Source organism: Mesorhizobium sp. M0618 (assembly GCF_040320765.1).
In the GTDB taxonomy this organism is placed as follows: domain Bacteria; phylum Pseudomonadota; class Alphaproteobacteria; order Rhizobiales; family Rhizobiaceae; genus Mesorhizobium.
The window spans coordinates 44991-65886 of sequence record NZ_JAMYQH010000002.1; the positions used below are offsets into that span (position 1 = coordinate 44991).

Consider the following 20896-nt stretch of genomic DNA (forward strand, 5'->3'; position numbering starts at 1 on the left):
CGATCAACGAGATGGCCTGAATGGGAGACAGTTCATGGCACACGCAGAGACCGACTCGATCAAGTTTGCTTACTGGGTGCCGAATGTTTCGGGCGGCCTTGTGATCTCCAACATCGAGCAGCGCACCAACCATTCGGCCGAGTACAATCGCAAGCTGGCGCAGATCGCCGAGAAGTCCGGCTTTGATTACGCACTCAGCCAGATCCGCTTCACCGCCGGCTACGGCGCCGACGAGCAGCATGAATCGGTGGCGTTCAGCCATGATCTGCTGGCGGCGACCACAACGCTCAAGGTCATCGCGGCGATCCTGCCCGGACCGTGGAACCCGGCGCTGGCGGCCAAGCAGATCGCCACCATCAGCTATCTCACCAATGGCCGCGTCGCGATCAACCTCGTCTCCGGCTGGTTCCGTGGCGAGTTCCATGCCATCGGCGAGCATTGGCTCGACCATGACGAGCGCTATCGCCGCTCGGAGGAATTCATTCGTGCGCTGCGCGGAATATGGACCGAGGACAGCTTCACCTTCCGTGGCGATTTCTACCGCTTCAACGAATATTCGCTGAAGCCGAAACCGCCGCATCCGCTGCCCGAAATCTTCCAGGGCGGCTCGTCGCGCGCCGCGCGCGACATGGCATCGCGGGTCTCGGATTGGTACTTCACCAACGGCAACACGCCGGCCGAAATCGCCAAACAGGTCGACGACATCCAGGCCAAGGCGAAGGCCAACAACCATTCCGTCAAGGTCGGCGTCAATGCCTTCGCCGTCGTCCGCGAGACCGAGGATGAGGCCAGGGCGGTGCTCGCCGAGATCATCGCCAAGGCCAACCCCGAGGCGGTCAACGCTTTCGGCCACGAGGTCAAGAACGCCGGCAAAGCTTCGCCGGAAGGCGAGGGCAATTGGGCGAAATCCTCCTTCGACGATCTGGTCCAGTACAATGACGGCTTCCGCTCGAACCTGATCGGCACGCCAAGGCAAGTCGCCGAGCGCATCGTCGACCTGAAGCGCGCCGGCGCCGATCTCATCCTGCTCGGCTTCCTGCACTTCCAGGAAGAGGTCGAGTATTTCGGCAAGCATGTCATCCCGCTGGTCCGCGAACTGGAAAACGCCGAGGCGGCGGCGTCGCTGGCGGCGGAGTAGCCATCCCGCAGCCTGGCCCGCCACGGTCCGGCCAGCACACGCATGAAGGTTGCCGGCGCGCTCGATCCGTCGAGCGGCAATGAGGTTTTGCGCGCCTAATCAAGGACGATTGGAATGCCGTTGCCCAGTTATACTCTCGGAGTGATGGACGCTTCGGTCTATGCGCCGGAAGTCTTTGCGCGCGGCCTGCCGTCAAGCCCGCGGGAGCAGCAGTCCGAAGCCGGCAGCGAGGCGATCGGCTCCGTTACTGGTGTCGCCGCTCCGCTGCTTTCGCTCCAGGGCATCGGCCTGTCGTTCGGCGGCGTCGTCGCACTGGCCGATATCGACCTGTCGGTTCACCCAGGCGAAATTCGCGCCATCATCGGCCCGAACGGCGCCGGCAAAAGCTCGCTGATCAACGTCATCAGCGGCGTCTATCGGCCGGATCGCGGCCACGTCCGGCTCGACGGCACCTTCTATGCCCAGGTGCCGACGCAGCAGTTGGCTCACCTCGGTGTCGCCAGAACCTTCCAGAACCTTGCACTGTTCAAGGGTCTCAGCGTCCTCGACAATGTCGCTTCCGGCCTCGCCTACAAGGTTCGCTCCAACTTTGCCGGCCAGGTGCTCGGCATCGGCCGCTCGCGCGGCGAGCAGCGCGAAACACGCAGCCGCGCGGAACAGATCCTCGAATTTCTCGACCTCACCGCCATTCGCGACCGTCTTGTCGGCACCTTGCCTTACGGACTGCAGAAGCGTGTCGAACTGGCCCGCGCACTGGTGGCCGAGCCGCGTCTGCTTTTGCTCGACGAGCCGATGGCCGGCATGACCGCGAGCGAAAAGAGCGAGATGGCGGCTTTCGTCCGTGCCGCGCGCGATCGTTTCGCCACCACCGTGGTGTTGATCGAGCACGATGTCGGCGTCGTCATGGGCCTGTCCGACCGCATTGCCGTTCTCGACTACGGCCGCAAGATCGCCGACGCCACGCCAGACGAGGTCAGGAACGACCAGCGCGTCATCGATGCCTACCTCGGCGTCGCCTCGGACAATGAGGACGGGGCAGGCATATGATCGCCGATTTCGACTACCAGTTCTTCATCGAAGTGCTCGTCGGCGGCCTGCTCTCCGGCGTCATGTACTCGCTGGTCGCGATCGGCTTCGTGCTGATCTACAAGACCTCGGGCGTGCTCAATTTCGCGCAAGGCGCGATGCTGTTGTTCGCGGCACTCACCTTCGTCAGCCTTATCGAGCGCGGCATCCCGTTCGCGCTGGCGCTGGTGATCACTTTCGCCATCATGGTCGCCATGGGTGTCGCCATCGAGCGCACGGTGCTGCGGCCGCTGACCAACAAGCCGCCGATCACACTGTTCATGGCGACGCTCGGCCTGTCCTACATCATCGAGGGCGCCGCCCAGCTGATCTGGGGCACGCAGGTCCACGGCCTCGATCTCGGCATCGAGGACGTGCCGCTGGAAATCGGCGGCGTGCTGATCAGCCAGTTCGACATTTTTGCCGCAGTGGTTGCCGCCGGCATGGTCCTCTTGCTGTCGCTGTTTTTCCGCTACACCCGCATCGGCCTCTCCTTTCGCGCCGTCGCCGACGATCAGTTCGCGGCCCTCGCGGTCGGTCTCAGGCTGCCGCTGATCTGGGCCACCGTCTGGGCTGCTGCCGGTCTTGTCGCACTGGTGGCGGGACTGCTCTGGGGTGCGCGCCTCGGTGTGCAGTTCTCGCTGTCGCTGGTGGTGCTCAAGGCGCTGCCGGTGCTGGTGCTCGGCGGCTTCGATTCCATCCTCGGTGCCATCGTCGGCGGGTTGCTGATCGGCGCCAGCGAGAAGCTCGCCGAGGTCTATATCGGAGACTATTTCGGCGGCGGCATAGAGAGCTGGTTCGCCTATGTCGTCGCGCTGGCCTTCCTGCTGATCCGTCCTTCCGGCCTGTTCGGCCAGAAGCTCGTCGAGAGGATCTGAGCCATGACCGCCATAACAAGCGATTTCTCGTCCGCGCCGGTGCTGCCGAAATGGGTCGTGCCCGTGTTGCTGCTCGCCTTCGCCTATGGCGTCGTGCCGCTGATCGGCTCGAGCTATCTGTTCGAGGCCATCCTGCTGCCGTTCCTGGCGCTCAGCCTCGCCGGCGTGGGCTTGAACATCCTGACCGGCTATGCCGGCCAGGTTTCGCTGGGTAGTGCTGCCTTCATGGCGGCGGGCGCCTTCGCCGCCTATAATTTCAACCTGCGCGTCGAAGGCCTGCCGCTGATCGGCAGCATTTTCCTGGCCGGCATCGTCGCCGCCGCGATCGGCATCGTCTTCGGCCTGCCTAGCCTGCGGCTCAAAGGCTTCTACCTCGCGGTTTCGACGCTCGCCGCGCAGTTCTTCGTGCAATGGGCGCTGACCAAGTTCAGCTGGTTCTCCAACAACTCGGCTTCCGGCGTCATCGACGCGCCGAGATTGTCGATTTCAGGCTTCGCGCTCGACGGCGCCATCGGCCGCTATCTCTTCGCGCTAACCATCGTCACCGTGCTGACCTTCCTCGCCCATCGGCTGGTCTCGTCGCAGACCGGGCGCAACTTCATCGCCATCCGCGACAATGAAACCGCTGCCCGCATCATCGGCATCCCGGTGCTGAAGACCAAGCTGCTGGCCTTCGCCATCTCGTCCTTCATCATCGGCGTCGCCGGCGTCATCTGGGCCTTCGCGTATCTGCGGACCGTCGAGCCGGATGGCTTCGACCTCGACCGGTCGTTCCAGATACTGTTCATCATCATCATCGGTGGCCTGGCTTCGATCCGCGGCGCATTTTTCGGCGCCGCCCTCATCGTGGTCTTCCCGCTCGCTCTTTCGCGCCTCGGCGGCTTCCTGCTTGGCGATCTTTTCGATTCGGGCGTGCTCGACATGAGCCAGCGCATCGTGCTGGGCGCGCTCATCATCCTGTTTCTGATCCTTGAACCCGACGGGCTGGTGGCGCTGTGGGACAGGGTCCGAAGACGGCTCCTGTCCGCCTGGCAGTCGACTTGAGCTGACGCATCCGAAAATGAACCAGAGGCCGAACCCAAGACGGCCCATACCGGGAGTACCTCAACCATGAATTTCCTGAACACAATCAAGGCGGCGGCGCTGTCCGCGGCGATGATCGTGTCGGTGGCCTTGCCCGCCGCGCACGCCGACGAACAGTATTTCCCGCTGCAGAGCTATCGTGTCGGGCCGTATGCGGCCGGCGGCACCGGCTTCTTCGGCGGCTTCATCGATTATCTCAACCTCATCAACATCCGCGACGGCGGCGTCAACGGCGTCAAGCTGACCTGGGACGAATGCGAGACCCAGTACGAGGTCGAGCGCGGCGTCGAATGCTACGAGCGGCAGAAGAGCCATGCCGGCGCCGCCGCCTGGAACCCGCTCTCGGTCGGCATCGCCTATGCCATGATCGACCGCATCACCGCCGACAAGGTGCCGCTGATCACCGTCAACCACGGCCGCACCGACTCCACCGACGGGCGTGTCTTCCCTTACGTCTTCCCGCTGCTGCTCAATCCCTACAGCGAGACGTCAGGCATCGTGAACTACATCGCATCCAAGGAAGGCGGCATCGACAGGCTGAAGGGCAAGAAGATCGTCGTGCTCTATCACGGCTCGCCCTACGGCAAGGAAACCATCCCGATCTATGAATTGCTGGCGCAGAAATACGGCTTCACCGTGCAGCAGATCGAGGTGCCGCATCCCGGCAACGAGCAGCAGTCGCAGTGGCTGACGATCCGCCGCGCCAAGCCGGACTTCGTCGTCCTGCGCGGGTGGGGCGTGATGAACCCGGTGGCGCTGAAAACGGCGGTCAAGGTCGGCTATCCCGTCGATCACATCGTCGGCAATGTCTGGTCGAATTCTGAAGAGGATGTCATCCCGGCCGGCGACGCCGCCAAGGGTTACACCGCCATCACCACGCAGGCTTCCGGCAACTCCTACCCGGTGGTTCAGGAGATCGTGAAGACGGTCTACGGCGCCGGCAAGGGTAACCTCGAAGACAAGGCGCGTATCGGCTCGGTCTACCACAATCTCGGCATCGTCAACGGCATCCTCAATGTCGAGGCGATCCGCGTCGCGCAGGAGAAGTTCGGCCACCGCACGCTGACCGGCGACGAGGTCCGCTGGGGCTTCGAACACCTCAAGCTCGATCCGGCCAAGGTCGAGGCGCTTGGCGCCAAGGACCTGTTCCACTCGATCAATGTCAGCTGGGACAATCACGAAGGCGAAGGCTACGTGACCTTCCAGCAGTGGGACGGCAAGAAGTGGAACGTCGTCTCCGACTGGATCGCGCCGGACTGGGCGCTGCTGCGGCCGATCATCGAGAAGTCCGCCGAGGCCTACGCCGCCGAGAAGGGCATCAAGCTGCGCACCGCCGACGATGCCAATGCTGTGACCACCAACTGATCAGTCAGAGCCGGGCGCAGCGGACCAAGTTTCCGTGGCGCCCGACCTGTTCGGTTTTCGAACCGCGAAAGAACAGCCTATGCCGAACGATGACGTCATTCTTGCCGTGGACACGGTCCATGCCACCTACAACCACGCCATCACGGCGCTGCATGGCGTCAGCTTCGAGCTCAGGCGCGGCCAGATACTGGCATTGCTCGGTGCCAATGGCGCCGGCAAGACCACGACGCTCAAGGCCGTCTCCAATTTGCTGCCGGCCGAGCGCGGCCAAGTCAATGCAGGCACCATCCGCTATGAAGGCTCGGATGTCTCGCGCCGCAAGCCGGGCGATCTCGTGCGCGCCGGCCTGGTCCAGGTGCTGGAAGGCCGGCATTGCTTCAAGAGCCTCACCGTCGAGGAAAATCTGGTTGCCGGCGGCATTGGCCGCAGCGGCGGCCGCGCCGAGATCAACGAAGATCTCGAGCGGATCTACGGCTATTTCCCGAGGCTCAGGGAAAAGCGCCGAACATTGTCCGGCCTGACTTCTGGCGGCGAACAGCAGATGACCGCCATCGGCCGGGCGCTGATGTCGCGGCCGCGCCTGCTGGTCCTCGACGAACCGTCGATGGGTCTCGCCCCGCTCATCGTCCAGGACATCTTCCAGACGCTCAGAAAGCTGAACCGCGAGACCGGCCTGTCGATCCTGGTCGCCGAGCAGAATTCGGCGGTGGCGCTCCGTTATGCCGACCACGCCACTGTGCTCGAAAACGGCGTCTCCGTTCTCACTGGTGCGGCCGCCGAGCTTCGCCAGCGCGAGGACATCAGGGCCTTCTACCTCGGTCAATCGACCGCCGGGCAACAGCCTTCGCCCGCCGTCAAACCAGCCCATCTCCATGCCGTTGCCTGAAATGAAATCCCAAGGAGCAGTGAAATGACCGTTTCGACCGTCAAGACCGACCAGGCTTCCGCCGCCGTGCCGGCAGTCGCAAGACCGACCGCGCCGGCGCACATCATCAAGGACGCCGCCGAGGCGATTGCTATCGCCCACGCGCTCGCCGCCGAATTCGTCAAGGACTCCTCAAGGCGCGACCGCGAGCGGATCTGGCCGGTTGCCGAACTCGATGCCTTTTCGCAAAGCGGCCTGTGGTCGATCAACGTGCCCAAGGCATTCGGCGGGCCGGAATTGTCCTATGCGACGCTGGCGAAGGTGATCGAGATCATCTCGGCGGCCGATTCCTCGATCGGCCAGATTGCCCAGAACCATCTCGGCGTGGTCGCCGCCATCCGCACCGTGTCCGACGCGGACCAGCAGAAGCTGCTGTTTGCCGAAGCGTTGAAAGGCACGCGGTTCGGCAACGCCTTTTCCGAGTTCGGCTCCAAACGCGCCGCCGATTTCGAAACCCGCTTCACCGATGCCGGCGACCATGTCGTCGTCAATGGCCGCAAATTCTATTCGTCCGGCGCGCTGCTCGCTCATCTCGTGCCGATCGTCGCGCTCGATGACCAAGGCCGTGCCTGGTATGCGATCGCCGACCGCGGCGCGCCCGGCCTGACCGTCATCGACGATTGGTCGAGCTTCGGCCAGCGCACGACGCTGTCCGGCACCGTCATCATCGACAACGTCAAGGTGCCGAAGACGCATCTGGTGCCAGGCTACAAGGGTTTTGACAGGCCAACCGCCGACGGCGCCATCTTCCAGATCATCCAAGTGGCGGTCGACACCGGCATCGCCCAGGCAGCGATCGACGAGACGGTCAATTTCGTCAGGACCAAGAGCCGAGCCTGGATCGACAGTGGCGTCGACAATGCCTGGGACGATCCCTACACCATCCAGGCCATCGGCGACCTGACGCTGCGCCTGCACGCGGCGCAGGCGCTGCTGGAAAAGGCCGGCCTGGCAATCGACCGGGCGGTGATCGAGCCGACCGCCGACACGGTGGCGCACGCCCAGATCGTCACCGCCGAGGCAAAAATCCTGTCGACCGAGATCGCCATTGCCGCCACCAACAAGCTGTTCGAACTTGCGGGGACCCGCTCAACGCTGGCCGAACACAATCTCGACCGGCATTGGCGCAACGCGCGCACGCACACGCTGCACGATCCGGTGCGCTGGAAATATTCGATCCTCGGCAAATATTTCCTCAACGGCGAAAACCCGCCGCTGCACGCCTGGAGCTGATTTCTCACCGGCGGGCGAGAGGCTCGCCACAGCAAAATTTTTCGGCCACTATACCCCAAGAGGTTCACTGCCATGTCAAATCCAACAGTCGTCGGCTTTTCCGGCAACATCACCCGGCCGTCAAAGACGCGCGCCTTCGTCGATCTGGTCACCAGGGACATCGCCGCCAGCCACAGTCTGTCGGCGACCACTTATGATATCGAGGATCTCGGCCCGTCGCTCGGCACGGCAAGATGGGCCCGCGACCTCGATAGCCAGGCCCGGGCGATCCTGGACGAAGTCCTCGCTGCCGACGTGCTCGTCGTCGGCTCGCCGACCTACAAAGGCAGCTATACCGGCCTGTTCAAGCACTTCTTCGACCTGATCGATCCGGCAGCGCTGCGGGGGAAGCCCATCGTGTTGACGGCGACCGGCGGTGGCGAGCGCCACGCCTTGATTGTCGAACATCAGCTGCGGCCGCTGTTCGGCTTCTTCGAGGCCTTTGCGCTGCCCACCGCCGTCTACGCCACCGACAAGGATTTCACCGACGGCGTGCTACACTCCGAGGCGATCCTTAAGCGTGCCGCGCAGGCGGTCGACGAGGTCGGCTTCGTGCTGGCCAACCGCTCGGCAGGCAGGATCGCCGCCGAATAGACGCCGTCGGCGGATTACGCCGCAACCGAAATTCGCGTAATGATTGATCTCGCTTACGCAATTTACGACTGCCCGCTAAAAACGTTCCTGTCTGATTCGTCTGGGACAGGAACGTCATGAGCAAAGCCCTCACATCCTTCGCATTGGTCGCCGTGCTGACCGCCTTGCTCATGGCGTTGAGCCTGGCTGTCGCCAGGCACGGCTATCCCTATGGTGCCATCGGCGTCAGGCGCCTTGACGGCATCGCCGACGCCGGCGTGTTCATCCCGATTGCCGCTGTCTATTTCTTCAGCGCAATGCTGATGATGATCCTGCCGATCAGGGCGGCCGGCATCGTCCTGACCCATGCCGCCGATGCCCTCTTCTGGACCGTGATTGCACTGTTTGCGACCATCGTCGGCTGTCTTGTCGCCAGATGGGCGTTCGGGCAGGGCAGCGCCGTGTGGGCATTGCTGAACTGGCGGTTCCTGTTTGCGGCGGCGATCGTAGGTTGTCACTTCGTCATGAACGAGCTGCGCCGCAACGTGCTGCTGCGCAGCCTGTTCTTCGTGGTCTTTGCCGCCGCGACGCTGGCCTGCCTGTTCTGGTCGTTCACGCTCTGACCGGATCGCACTGCCGCCGGCTAATCGGCTGATCCGGCGGCGATGTTGCCGATGGCAATTTCCATCCATGTCCAGAGATAGGCGGCAAGACCGCGATCGACATGGATGCGCAGCTTGCCGTCATGGCAATAGACGACGGCGCTGATGCCGGCGAAGGAAAGCGCTGCACTGGCACTTGGCTGGCTGGGATCGAGCGTCGTTCCACGCGCGATGAAAGCATCGAGCGCCGTGCCCTCGGCCTCGAATATTTGCAACCCGGCGCTGATCGCCGTCGCCGCGAACCCGTCTGCATGCCAGCCCGTGGGGATGGGGAGCGGGCTCTTCGACACGACGAGCAACCGGTCGCGCGCCAGCCGCGCCGCATAGCGGTCGCCCTGTGCGGTACCAAAAGCACCCACGCCAGTTCCGTCGACACCGGAAGCCCTTGCCCACGCGTCGAGGTCGCCACTGACCAGAAGCTGGTTGAGGCCGCAGATCGCGCTGACCGCAAGGCCCGGCGTGGCGATGACCGCGCCCTGCCAGTCCGGTGCAACGGACCATTTTTCCGCGAGATCACGCATGCAGCCGCTCTCCTGCCGGGTCGAAGGCGCAAGGGGCGGTAATCGTCGCCTTGCTGATCTTGCCGAGATGCTGGATGTCGATCGTCTCGCCGTGCCGCGTCGCGCCGCGCTCGATCAGCCCAAGCGCAACCGCGCGGCCGAGCGTCGGGCTCTGGTAGCTCGAGGTGACAAAGCCCTGGCTGCGCAATCTGCCGTCGCTCCGTTTGATGCCGTGCGCGCCGGTCGGCAGCGGCGCTTCGCCTTGCGGCACCGCCAATCCGACAAGCTGCATGCGGTTGTCACGCGAGGCCTCCTCTGTGAACAGCGAGCGGCGGCCGACGAACTCGGTCTGGCGCTTGGCGCGCGGACCGTCGACGCCGAGATCATGCGGCAACGTGGTGCCGTCAGTGTCCTTGCCGATGACGATAAAGCCTTTCTCTGTCCGCAGGATCATCAGCGCCTCGAGTCCGATGACGACGGCCTCGAGCGCCTGGCCGGCCTCGCGCAGATGCGCCCATAACGGCTCGGCGCGATCGGCCCGGATGGAGATTTCGTAGCTCCTGTCGCCAGTGAAGCTGACGCGGGCAATACGGACATCGTCGCCGGCATAGGTGCCATGAGCGATCGCCATATGCGGCAGGTCGGCATCGTCGAGCGAGAGGCCGAGGCCAAGCGTTTCGAGCAGTTTTCGGGAGTTTGGCCCCGAGACGGTCAGCGTCGCCATGTCTGATGTGGCGTTGTGGATGTAGACGGCGTCGCGCCCAAAACGGTCCTGACGCCATTCCTCCAGCCGGGCGTGCACGGCAGCGACATGCGAGGACGAGCACGAGACGACGAAGCGATGCTCGTCCAACCGCACCAGAACGCCGTCGTCGAAGACCACGCCGTTCTCCGACAGCATGAAGCCGTAGCGGCAGCGGCCGGGCTTCAGCGTCGACATGGTGTTGTAGTACAGAAAATCCACGAATGCGGCCGCCTGCGGCCCGATCACCTCGATCTTGCCGAGCGTCGAACCATCGAACAGCGCCACGGATTGACGGGCGCGCCGTGCCTCGTCCGCGATCGAACGCTCCGCATCTGCGTAGCCGCCATAGTGGGCCGGGCGCAGCCAGCCGCCATATTCCTGAAAGACGGCGCCATTGGCGCGGTGGACATTTTCGAGCGGCAGCCGGCGCACCGGCGCCATCAATTCGCCGACGCGCGCGCCGGCAAAGCTTGCCAGCGGCACCGGGGTGAATGGCGGACGATAGGTGGTGGTGCCGACCTCCGGCACGGTGCGGCCGGTGATGCCGGCCATCAGCGCCAGGCCGGGCAGGTTGGAGGTCTTGCCCTGGTCGGTCGCCATGCCGAGCGTGGTGTAGCGCTTCAGATGTTCGACCGAGACGAAGTTTTCGCGCGCTGCCAACTCGACGTCCTTCACCGTCACGTCGTTTTGATAGTCGATCCAGATGCGTCCCTTCGAGCCCGGCATTGGCCATGCCGCGACTATGCCGTCCGTTGCCTCCGGCCCGGTGCTCCGCGGTAGGGGAGCCTTCGTCTGGCCGAGCGATGCAACGGCGGTGCTGGCGCCAGCAAACACCTCCGACAAGGAAACCGCGCCGGCAGCCGCACCTGCCACCGCGATGTTATCGACCGGATCGCCCGGCAGAAAGGCCGCGCGCGCCTCGCTCCAGGCGAGCTTGCCCTTGGCTTGGCCGAAGAGATGGAGGGTCGGCGTCCAGCCGCCCGAGATCAGGATGCAATCGGCATCGAACCTCGTGCCGTCGTCGAGCGTTACGCCGTCGACGCGCAGCCTGCCGCTGGCGGATATGAGAGAACGCCCTTTGGCCAGCCGGACATTGGCCGGCGCGGCAGGCGTGCCGTCGCGCCGGATGTCGACAAGCCTGACTTCGGCGCCGGCCTCGGCAAGCGCCCCCGCCACCTCATAGGCGCTGTCATTGTTGGTGGCGACGACGATGCGGCGGCCGACCAGCACAGCGTGGCACCGGAGATAGGCGAGCGCCGCATCCGCCGATAGGATGCCCGGCAGGTCGTTGTTGGCGAAGGGCAGCGGCCGCTCGATGGCGCCGGCCGCCAGCACGATCTGGCGCGGCCTGACCCGCCACAGCGTATCCGGCCGGCCGTCGAGATGACGCTGGTTCAGCCCGACCAGATTGTGGTCGTAAATGCCGAAGGCGGTGGTCGAAGGCAGGATGAGGTGACCGCCAGCGGCAAGCTCGGCAATCGTCTCCTTGACCCATACGGCCGCCGGCTTGCCGTCGATCTCCGCGGCACGATGGCTGAGCGATCCGCCGGGGCTATGCTGGTCGTCGACCAGTGTGACGGTCAGGCCAGCACCAGACGCCAGCCTTGCCGCCGCCAGCCCTGCCGGTCCCGCGCCTACAACCAGCACATCGCAATGATGGTTGATCTGGTCCGCCGTGCCCGGCGAGATCCAGTCCGCGTCGACTGTGCCCAATCCCGCCATGGCGCGGATGCGCGGCTCGAACCTGTGCCAGTCCGGCCACATGAAAGTCTTGTAGTAGAACGCCGCCGGTATGAAGCGCGCGAAACGGTCGAGAAAGGCGTTGCGGTCGGCCAGCGCGCTGGGCGTGGCGTTGACGCTTTTCGCCACCAGCCCGTCGCGCGCCGGCTCGGTCGTGGCGCGCGTGTTGGGCTTCGCTGGCACGCTGCCGCCGAGATCGACCAGCGCGTTCGGCTCCTCGACGCCGGCACCCCAGATGCCGCGCGGCCGGTGATATTTGAAGCTGCGGCCGACGACCGCGACGTCGCCGGCCAGCAGCGCCGAGGCGATGGTGTCGCCGGCAAAGCCATGCACGGTGGCGCCGTCGAAGCTGAAGCGGATCGGGCGCGAGCGGTCGATGGCGCTGCCGCCGGTGGCAAGACGCGAGGCGGTCACGCGGCATGCTCCCCGTCGAGAGCGGCCGAAGACAGCACCTTGTGGGTGATGGTGTCCCGCCCCATGACGAAGAACTCGCCGCAAATCATGTGAACCCAGATCTCGCGCGCCGTGCCTTTCGGATTGCCGCGCAGATAGAGGTACTCAGCCCAGCGATCGATCGGCACGTCGGCACCGTCAGGCCTGATGTTGCCGGCATCGCCGCCATAGTGGAATTCGGTCTCGTCACGCGGGCCGCAAAATGGGCAAGGGAACAACTGCATGATTGCCTCTAATGCGCGATGCCGGAGCCGGCCGCTTCGTCGACCAGCCGCCCGCTGGCGAAGCGATCGAGGTCGAAGGGGCGGCTGATGTCGTTGTGCTTGCCGGTCGCCAGCAACTGCGCCAGCAGCGTGCCGCCGGCGGGGATAGCCTTGAAGCCGCCCGTGCCCCAGCCGCAATTGAGGAACAGGCCGGGCAGCGGTGATTCGCCTATGATCGGCGAGGAATCCGGCACGACATCGACGATCCCGGCCCATTGCCGCATCAGCTTGAGCTGGCCGAAGATCGGGAACATTTCCAAAAGACCGGCAATCACCTCCTCCAGCGTCGGCAGATTGCCGCGCTGCGCATAGGAAGGGATGCGGTCAAGGCCGCCGCCGATGACGATCTCGCCCTTGTCCGACTGGCTGACATAGACGCCGCAGCCGGGCGACAGCACCACCGTGTCGAGGATCGGCTTGACCGGCTCGGACACGCAGGCTTGCAGCGCATAGGAATTGATCGGCAGCCGGAAGCCGGCCTTTGCCGCCAGCACCGAAGAATGCCCGGCTACCGCCATGCCGATGCGGTCGGCACGGATCGCGCCACGCGAAGTCTGGACGCCGCGACAGCGGCCGCCTTCGATGATGAAATCAGTGATCTCGCAGTTCTGGATGATATCGACGCCGAGCCGGCTCGCCGCCCGCGCGTAGCCCCAGGCGACGGCGTCATGGCGCGCCGTGCCGGCCCTGCCTTGCCAGATGCCGCCGAACACCGGGAAGCGCGCGTCCGGCGAAAAATTGTAGATCGGCGCCACCCGGCGCACATCCTCGGGAGAAAACAATTCGGCATCGATGCCGTTGATCTGCATAGCGTTGACGGTACGCGCCCCGATCTCCATCTCCGCGGTCGAGTGGCACAGATTGACCATGCCGCGCTGCGACAGCATGACATTGTAGTTCAGGTCCTTGCCCAGCCCTTCGTAAAGGCGGTGCGCCAGCCCGTAGAGCTCAACGCTTTCCGGGTAATAGTAGTTGGAGCGCACCACGGTGGTGTTGCGGCCGGTGTTGCCGCCGCCGATCCAGCCCTTTTCCAGCACAGCGACCCTGGTGATGTTGTGGTTCTTTGCCAGGTAATAGGCCGTCGCCAGCCCATGGCCGCCGCCGCCGATGACGATCGCGTCGTAGGCTGGCTTCGGCTCGGGCGAGCGCCAGGCCGGCTTCCAGCCAGTCTGGCCGGCCAGGCCCTCCTTGAACAGCGATAATGCGGAATAGCGTCTGGTCATGGCGTGCCGGACAGATCTGAATTTCTGAAGGGAACGTGAATCATTGCATGGTCTTTTGCACGGATGCCGCCGGTTCGATCGGTCATGCCCGCATCGCCTTGCCCAGTGGATCGTATGGCGACGAAGCGATGACGCGCGCACCTCTTTCGACGCCGACGATGTGGGTTGTCAACTGCGTATCGATCTCGGCCGCCTCGCGCTCGACCAGCGCCATGGCGAGGCTCTTGCCGACCGTATGGCCATAGCCGCCGGAGGTGACGAAGCCGGCAAGCCTGCCTCTGTTCCAGACCGGCTCGTAGCCACTGGCATCGGCATCCGTCGCGTCGATTTCGAGCGTCACCAGCGTGCGCCTCGATGAAGCCTTCTGCTCTTTCAGGGCCGCCTCCCGCCCGATGAAATCGCCCTTGTCGAAGGCGATCCAGCGGTCCATCCCGGTCTCATCAGGCGTATAGTCCTGCGTGAACTCGCGCGACCAGATGCCAAAGCTCTTTTCGAGGCGCAGCGAATTGACCGCGCCGAAGCCGTATTCGGTGACGCCCAGATCGCTGGCTGCGGCAAGCAGCGCACGGCGCAGGCCCGCGTGCTCATTGGCCTGGCAATGGATCTCGTAGCCGAGCTCGCCGATGACCGACAGCCGACCGACCTTGGCCCGCACCAGGCCGACATCCAATGTCTTGCAGGCGAGGAAGCCGAAAGCCTCGTGCGAGACATCCTGGTGTGTCAGCCGCTCGAGCAGCATTCGCGCATTGGGTCCGGCGAGCGAGAAACCAACAATGGCGTCCGAAATGTCGCGGACGGTGACGCCTTCGCTCATATGCTGCTCGAACCAGCGCATATGCCACTGGCGCAGATAGTAGGATCCCATGATCCACCAGGAGCCATCTCCCCAGTTGAAGACGGTCAGGTCGCCCTTGAGTTTGCCGTTTTCGCCCAGCATCGGCGCGAGCTTGGCGCGTCCCGGCTTGGGCAGCGCACAGGCAAGCAGCCGGTCCAGCCAAGCCTCGGCCCGCGGACCGGTGATCTCGTAGCGCGAGAAAGCTGATATATCGAGCAGGCCGACACCTTCGCGCACTTTGCGGCATTCCTGTGCGACAATGTCGAAGGCGTTGGAGCGCTTCAGCGTCGGTGTCTCGACGAAGCCTTGCGGCGCGAAATAGAGCGGCACTTCCATGCCCCATGAATTGCCCCAGCGCGCGCCGGCGGCATCCATCGCGTCATGCGCGCCGGCTGTCTTCAAGGGCCGTCCCGCCGGCAGCTGCTCGTTGGGATAGCTCATGACGAAGCGGCGCGAATAGAACTGCCCGGTGGTCTGCCTGATGTATTCGCGGTTGGAGGCGAAGTCGCCATAGCGGGCGATGTCCATGCCGTAGACGTCGGCTTCCGGCTCGCCATGGATCATCCATTCGGCCAGCGACTTGCCGACGCCGCCGCCTTGCAGGAAACCGGCCATGACGCCGCACGCCACCCAGTAATTGGGCACGCCGCGCACCGGGCCGACCAGCGGATTGCCGTCCGGTGAGAAGGTGAAGGCGCCGTTTACCCAGCGCTTGATGCCGGCTGTCTCCAGGCAGGGATAACGGCTGAAGCCGAGCGCCAGCTCGTCGGCGATGCGGTCGGTATCTTCCTGGATCAGTTCGATGCCGTAGTCCCAGGGCGCCCCGTCCATGTTCCAGTGTTTGTGGTTGACCTCATAGATCCCAAGCAGAAGGCCCTTCTGCTCCTGGCGCATGTAGGTGAAGCCTTCGAGATCGACGATCAGCGGCAATTCCATGTCCAGCGCCTGGATTTCGGGCAATGCCTCGGTGACGAGATAATGGTGTTCCATCGGCGATACCGGCAGGTCGATGCCGGCCATCCTGCCGACCTGCTTGGCCCACAGTCCGCCGGCATTGACGACGTGCTCGGCAATCACCGTGCCCTTCTCGGTGACCACGTCCCAACCGCCATCGGCGCGGCGGTTGAGTTCCAGCACCCGGTTGTGCTCGATGATGTCGGCGCCGCGCAGCCTGGCTGCCTTGGCATAGGCGTGCACGACGCCTGAGGGATCGATATGGCCCTCGCGCGCGGCAAAGAGGCCTCCCAGCATGCCGTCGGTGTTGAGGATCGGGCAGCGCTGCTTGATCTCATCGACACCGACCAGGTGGACATCGTCGATGCCCATGGTCTGGAAGATGCGGTAGGAGGCCTTGAGCCATTCCCAGCGCTCGGGCGCCGAGGCGACCGAGATGCCGCCGGTCATGTGCATGCCGATGCTCTGGCCCGATTCCTTCTCGACCTCGGAGAGCAGGTCGATCGTATAGGCCTGCAGGGCGGCGATGTTGGGATCGGCGTTCAGCGCATGGAATCCGCCGGCCGCATGCCAGCTCGATCCCGCTGTCAGTACCTCGCGTTCGATAAGCGCGACGTCGCTCCAGCCGAACTTCGCCAGGTGATAGAGCACCGAGGCTCCAACCACGCCGCCGCCGATGACGATCGCCCTGTATTGGGATTTCATCCTGTCACACTCCACCCAGTCAGTGCGGCGTACCCTATCGGTATTGTACATATGTGTCTAGAGTTTGGCGGAGGACGGAATGAACGGTCCATGACGTCGCTTTGCGCCGATGCGGCAGAGGGGCGCCTCCGCTGCTGTCGGCAGCAAACGTGCTTGCTATTTGGGTCGATGCGCGCCCGCGAAGTCGCCAGCCGCGGGGGCCGAACGGGCCGTACTATCGGTTGCGCGAAAGCGTTTTCTCGACATAGCGCGAGAAGTCTTCGACATCCTCCGCCGGGGGCTCCTGGCCGGTGAAGCTGCGCAGATAACCGGCGACGTGAGGCAGGCGGCTGCTCATCGGCTCGTTGAGCTCAAGCGAGTAATAGCCGATCTGCATGAAATACAGCACACGGGCTCGCACGAACGCGTCTTCTTCCTCATAGCCGTGGCGCATGAACATGTCGCGGATGGCGTTGACGCGCTCCTCGTCGGCCTCGTCGAGCGCGCGCCTGATGGCGGGCGAGCGGCGGGCCCAGGCCCTGATCGCGAAATCCAGCTGCGGATCGAACAGTTTTTCGTCCACCCAGCATTCGAAAATGCTCATCACCCCGCGGATGACGGTCGCGGAAGGCTGCCTGGCCCGTTCGACGATGAACCTGGTGTTGGTCTGCCGCCAGTAATCCAGCAATTGATCGAGCAGATCCTGTCGGCTCTTGAAATACCAGTAGAAGCTGGAACGCGACACATCGAGCTTCTGTCCAAGCGTCAGCACGCGGACGCGTTCGACACCGTCAGAGATCAACGTTTCAAGCGCAAGCTTCAGCCAGTCTTCGCGAGTGGCCTTGATATTGCCGGTGGCGCCGGCGCGCTGAATCGTCGTTCCGAGAGCTGCCATCGACACGACGCATGACACGCTGCCTCAGGCAAATCAAGGCTATGGACATTTGTGTACAGACCAAATCGGGCCCAAGCCGAACGATGCATCGTGGCTGTTGGCTGCATCGAGGCTCGATGGGGCATTGTCGTCGCCCGCCATCCGCGCGGCGCAAGCGGGGATTTTTGTCGCGGCTGCTGGTTCACTGTTTGCTTTCCCGCGAGGCAATTGTCTGGCAAATACCAGTTCAGACAGATGCCCGCGCGGCCAACAAGCAGGAACATACGATATGACGCTGTTTCGAAAGAACCTCATCGATGGCGAGTGGGTCGGCGACGCCGGTTCGCGCAACATCAACCCCTCGGATACCGGTGACATCGTCGGCGATTATGCCTCGGCGGGTGTCGAACAGGCCAAGCAGGCGATCGCCGCGGCCAAGGCAGCGTTCCCGGCTTGGTCCCGCTCCGGTCCGCTGGCGCGTCACGCGGTGCTGAAAAAGGCCTCCGACGAGATTTTGGCGCGCAAGGACGAGATTGGCCGCAACCTCGCGCGTGAGGAAGGCAAGACGCTGGCCGAAGGCATAGGCGAGACCATTCGCGCCGCCCAGATTTTCGATTTCTTTGCCGGCGAAACGTTGCGTTTGACCGGAGAGGTCGTGCCGAGCGTGCGGCCGGGCGTCGGCGTCGAGATGACGCGCGAGGCGGTCGGCGTGGTCGGCATCATCACGCCGTGGAATTTTCCGATCGCCATTCCGGCCTGGAAGATCGCTCCGGCGCTGACACACGGCAACACCGTCGTCTTCAAGCCGGCGGAGCTGGTTCCCGAGAGCGCCTGGACCATTGTCGACATCCTGCATCGCGCCGGCCTGCCAAAGGGCGTGCTCAATCTCGTCATGGGCAAGGGTTCGGTGGTCGGTCAGGCGATGCTCGACAGTCCCGACGTCAACGCCATCAGCTTCACCGGCTCGGTCGGTACCGGCAAGCGCGTTGCCGCGGCAAGCATCGAACACATGCGCAAGTTCCAGCTTGAAATGGGCGGCAAGAACCCACTGGTCGTGCTCGACGATGCCGATCTTGCGATCGCCGTCGATTGCGCGCTCAATGGCGCCTTCTTCTCGACCGGCCAGCGCTGCACCGCGTCGTCCAGGCTGATCGTGACCGAGGCCATCCATGACCGTTTCGTCGATGCCCTCAAGGATCGCATGAGCAAACTGGTCATCGGCGATGCGCTCGACGCGCAGACCCAGATCGGTCCTGTCGTCGACGCGACGCAGCTGAAGCAGGACGAGGACTATATCGCCATCGGCGTCAGGGAAGGTGCCACGCTCGCCTTCGGCGGCGAGCGGCTCGACCGCAAGACGCCAGGCTTCTATCTGCAGCCGGCATTGCTGACCGAGGCCACCAATGCCATGCGCAGTTCGCGCGAGGAGATTTTCGGACCTGTCGCCAGCGTCATTCGCGTCAAGGACTATGACGAGGCGCTTTCCGTCGCCAACGACACGCCCTTCGGCTTGACCTCCGGCATCTGCACCTCGAGCCTCAAGCATGCCACGCACTTCAAGCGCAATTCGGAGGCCGGAATGGTGATGGTCAACCTGCCGACGGCGGGTGTCGATTTCCATGTTCCCTTCGGCGGCCGCAAGGGTTCGAGCTATGGGCCGCGCGAGCAGGGCCACTATGCGGCGGAGTTCTACACCACGGTGAAGACGGCCTATACGTTCGCAGGCTGATCGGCAGTGACCGATCAGCCTGACTGATCGGTCACTGCCGACCATGCCGGCAACACCGCCATGCACATCTGGATTGGAGGGGCGCGAAAGGATGACAGTGCAAGATCTGATCTGGCTTAACCCGCCGCCGCACCATTCTATCGACGGCGACAGCGTTCGTGTGCGCACCGGTAAGGAGACCGATTTCTGGCGCGAGACCTTCTACGGTTTCTGGCGCGACAACGGCCACTTCCTGCACCGGCCGGTCGAAGGCGATTTCAGCGCCGAAGTCACGGTCAAAGGCGACTACGAAGTCCTCTATGATCAGGCCGGGCTGATGGTCCGGCTCAGCGAAACGCACTGGATCAAGGCCGGTATCGAGTACACCGACGGCCTTGCCTATTTCTCCGTTGTCGTCACCAACGACACGTCAGACTGGTCGCTGGTCGCCATTCATGCCGATCCGAACGGCGTCAGGATCCGGTTGACCCGTCACGCCGAGGCGATCCGCGTCCAGTACCTCGATGCTTCCGACGGCCACTGGAAGCCTGTGCGGCTTGCCTATTTCCCGACCTCGAAGACGGTCGATATCGGCATGATGTGCTGTTCGCCGCAACGCGAGGGCTTTGAGGTAACGTTCTCCGATTTCTCCCTCGGTCCGCCGATATCGCGGGAATTGCACGATTGAGACGTGCGGTCTTGCGCTGAACCGCAAGCACTTCGACCTTTGCCACGATCAAGTCTGTAGACCGCCGCGTGCCTCCGTCCGTGCCGGGAGTTGGTCGCGGCACTGCAGCCGGCGAGATCGTCAGCCAGTTGCGACGCCGCCAGACGGCTCGAAATTTTTGGCCCGGGTTCGGCTCAAGGCGAATATGCCAGGCAGTACGTTGCAACGCTATTGGCATCCGCGCTAGGAGTTGCCGATGGGCAGGTTTCGAAGGGCTGTCAAAAGAGCCGTCTATTCCAGGGCGCTAAGGTTTCTTGACGTTCCGCCCGTGCTGTGGTCGCAGGGCATCGGGCATTTCTGCGATTTCGCCGGGCCGCGCTGGTATCGCAATGCGCCAACTGCATCGACGCAGAGCGAGGCATTTTTCCGCCAACATTACAGCGGCGCGCATGGCATTGTCTGGCTGCGCCTGAGCACCTTGTCCAGGGATGCGCAAACCTGCGACCTCGACACGTTCGTCAGGATCGTGCTGCCGACGATCACGGCACCGTTCACGCTGCTGACGACCGACGGAGATGCTTCGGTGCCGTCGGATCTGGCGAAGGACACCGTCGACCAACTTCTCGCCAACCCTTTCCTGGTCTCCTGGTACAGCCAGAATTGTGACGGCACTCACCCCAGAGTGAAGCCTTTCCCGATCGGGCTCGATCTTCACACGCCTCGGTCTCTTGCCACGCCGGCAGGGCTTGTGAAGCAACTGGAAATCATACGCGCCCGGCAGGATCATGTGGACCGCCGCCCGCCCAGGCTGTTCTCTGATTTCAGCATCAGCAATGGCTCGAGGCAGCGCCGGGAACTGCTTGATGCCCTGGGCGGATGTCCGCACGTCGATTTTCTGACGAAACGGGTCTCGCAGCGCTCGATCTGGCAACTATACTCGCAATACCCGCTCGTGCTGTCCACCGAAGGCAATGGCCTGGACTGCCATAGGACATGGGAGCTGTTTTATCTCGGCTGCATCGTCGTCACCAGGACCTCGCCGCTCGACCCGCTCTACCAGGGCCTGCCTGTCATTATCGTCGACGACTGGCATGAGGTGAGGGACCCCGATGCGCCGAGACGCTGGATAGAGCAGGTCGCGCATCTGACCGACCGGGGCCATGTTTGGGGACGCTTGCATCCGCAAACCTATCTCGGCCCCATTCGGCAAGAGCTTCAGCACGCATCCTGATAGGGCAGACCACGAATTTCCGGCTGGACGTGGTGCGAAGCGGGGCTCCTGCAAGCGA

18 protein-coding genes are annotated in these 20896 nt (G+C 63.9%); 12 read left to right on the forward strand and 6 right to left on the reverse strand.

From position 1 onward, the window contains the following. Nucleotides 1–34: 34 nt before the first annotated feature. The 9 genes from sfnG (at nt 35) to NKJ04_RS02420 (ending at nt 8922) form a co-directional block, all read left to right on the forward strand. A complete protein-coding gene (gene sfnG, locus NKJ04_RS02380; protein WP_352551211.1) occupies nt 35–1138 on the forward strand; it encodes a dimethylsulfone monooxygenase SfnG in 1104 nt (367 codons plus the stop codon). 114 nt (nt 1139–1252) lie between these two features. Then, nucleotides 1253–2185: an ABC transporter ATP-binding protein gene (locus NKJ04_RS02385; protein ID WP_352551209.1), complete on the forward strand. Its 933-nt coding sequence runs from the start codon at nt 1253–1255 to the stop codon at nt 2183–2185. After that, nucleotides 2182–3081, forward strand: coding sequence for a branched-chain amino acid ABC transporter permease (locus tag NKJ04_RS02390; protein WP_352673278.1), 900 nt, complete (start codon nt 2182–2184; stop codon nt 3079–3081). Before NKJ04_RS02385 ends, NKJ04_RS02390 begins: the two co-directional genes overlap by 4 nt. A gap of 3 nt (nt 3082–3084) precedes the next feature. Further along, nucleotides 3085–4125 (forward strand): branched-chain amino acid ABC transporter permease, encoded by a 1041-nt coding sequence (locus tag NKJ04_RS02395; protein ID WP_352439782.1) that lies wholly within the window; start codon nt 3085–3087, stop codon nt 4123–4125. A 66-nt stretch (nt 4126–4191) separates the two neighbouring features. Further along, entirely contained in the window at nt 4192–5529 is a 1338-nt protein-coding gene (locus tag NKJ04_RS02400; RefSeq protein WP_352673281.1) for an ABC transporter substrate-binding protein, read from the forward strand. 79 nt (nt 5530–5608) lie between these two features. Continuing rightward, complete coding sequence (locus tag NKJ04_RS02405; protein WP_352673283.1) at nt 5609–6415, forward strand: ABC transporter ATP-binding protein; 807 nt, start codon at nt 5609–5611, stop codon at nt 6413–6415. 24 nt (nt 6416–6439) lie between these two features. Next, complete coding sequence (locus tag NKJ04_RS02410) at nt 6440–7687, forward strand: SfnB family sulfur acquisition oxidoreductase (protein ID WP_023811543.1); 1248 nt, start codon at nt 6440–6442, stop codon at nt 7685–7687. Between the two features lie 72 nt (nt 7688–7759). After that, nucleotides 7760–8320 carry an FMN reductase gene (gene msuE / locus NKJ04_RS02415; protein ID WP_023811544.1) on the forward strand — a complete coding sequence of 187 codons (561 nt, stop codon included), beginning with the start codon at nt 7760–7762 and terminating at the stop codon, nt 8318–8320. Between the two features lie 116 nt (nt 8321–8436). Continuing rightward, nucleotides 8437–8922, forward strand: a complete 486-nt coding sequence (locus NKJ04_RS02420; RefSeq protein WP_023811545.1) for a hypothetical protein — start codon at nt 8437–8439, stop codon at nt 8920–8922. A gap of 20 nt (nt 8923–8942) precedes the next feature. Here NKJ04_RS02420 and NKJ04_RS02425 read toward each other — a convergent pair whose 3' ends face one another. The 6 genes from NKJ04_RS02425 to NKJ04_RS02450 form a co-directional block, all read right to left on the reverse strand. Next, the gene (locus NKJ04_RS02425) at nt 8943–9482 is read right to left on the reverse strand and encodes a hypothetical protein (protein ID WP_352551202.1); all 540 of its coding nucleotides are present in this window, start codon (nt 9480–9482) and stop codon (nt 8943–8945) included. After that, a complete protein-coding gene (locus NKJ04_RS02430; protein ID WP_352673287.1) occupies nt 9475–12360 on the reverse strand; it encodes a sarcosine oxidase subunit alpha family protein in 2886 nt (961 codons plus the stop codon). The genes NKJ04_RS02425 and NKJ04_RS02430 overlap by 8 nt, the downstream gene beginning before the upstream one ends. Then, nucleotides 12357–12623: a sarcosine oxidase subunit delta gene (locus tag NKJ04_RS02435; protein ID WP_023811548.1), complete on the reverse strand. Its 267-nt coding sequence runs from the start codon at nt 12621–12623 to the stop codon at nt 12357–12359. The genes NKJ04_RS02430 and NKJ04_RS02435 overlap by 4 nt, the downstream gene beginning before the upstream one ends. Nucleotides 12624–12631: 8 nt before the next feature. Then, the gene (locus tag NKJ04_RS02440) at nt 12632–13885 is read right to left on the reverse strand and encodes a sarcosine oxidase subunit beta (RefSeq protein ID WP_352673289.1); all 1254 of its coding nucleotides are present in this window, start codon (nt 13883–13885) and stop codon (nt 12632–12634) included. A gap of 82 nt (nt 13886–13967) precedes the next feature. Then, nucleotides 13968–16379, reverse strand: coding sequence for a GcvT family protein (locus NKJ04_RS02445; protein ID WP_352673292.1), 2412 nt, complete (start codon nt 16377–16379; stop codon nt 13968–13970). Between the two features lie 214 nt (nt 16380–16593). After that, the gene (locus NKJ04_RS02450) at nt 16594–17253 is read right to left on the reverse strand and encodes a TetR/AcrR family transcriptional regulator (RefSeq protein ID WP_352673294.1); all 660 of its coding nucleotides are present in this window, start codon (nt 17251–17253) and stop codon (nt 16594–16596) included. 268 nt (nt 17254–17521) lie between these two features. On the opposite strand from NKJ04_RS02450, the gene NKJ04_RS02455 reads away from it, so the two are divergent. From NKJ04_RS02455 to NKJ04_RS02465, 3 genes are all read left to right on the forward strand, one after another. Beyond that, nucleotides 17522–18961, forward strand: a complete 1440-nt coding sequence (locus NKJ04_RS02455; protein WP_023811552.1) for an aldehyde dehydrogenase family protein — start codon at nt 17522–17524, stop codon at nt 18959–18961. Nucleotides 18962–19052: 91 nt separating this feature from the next. Then, entirely contained in the window at nt 19053–19628 is a 576-nt protein-coding gene (locus NKJ04_RS02460; protein ID WP_023811553.1) for a DUF1349 domain-containing protein, read from the forward strand. 235 nt (nt 19629–19863) lie between these two features. Then, nucleotides 19864–20838, forward strand: coding sequence for a hypothetical protein (locus NKJ04_RS02465; protein ID WP_127289841.1), 975 nt, complete (start codon nt 19864–19866; stop codon nt 20836–20838). Nucleotides 20839–20896 lie beyond the last annotated feature (58 nt).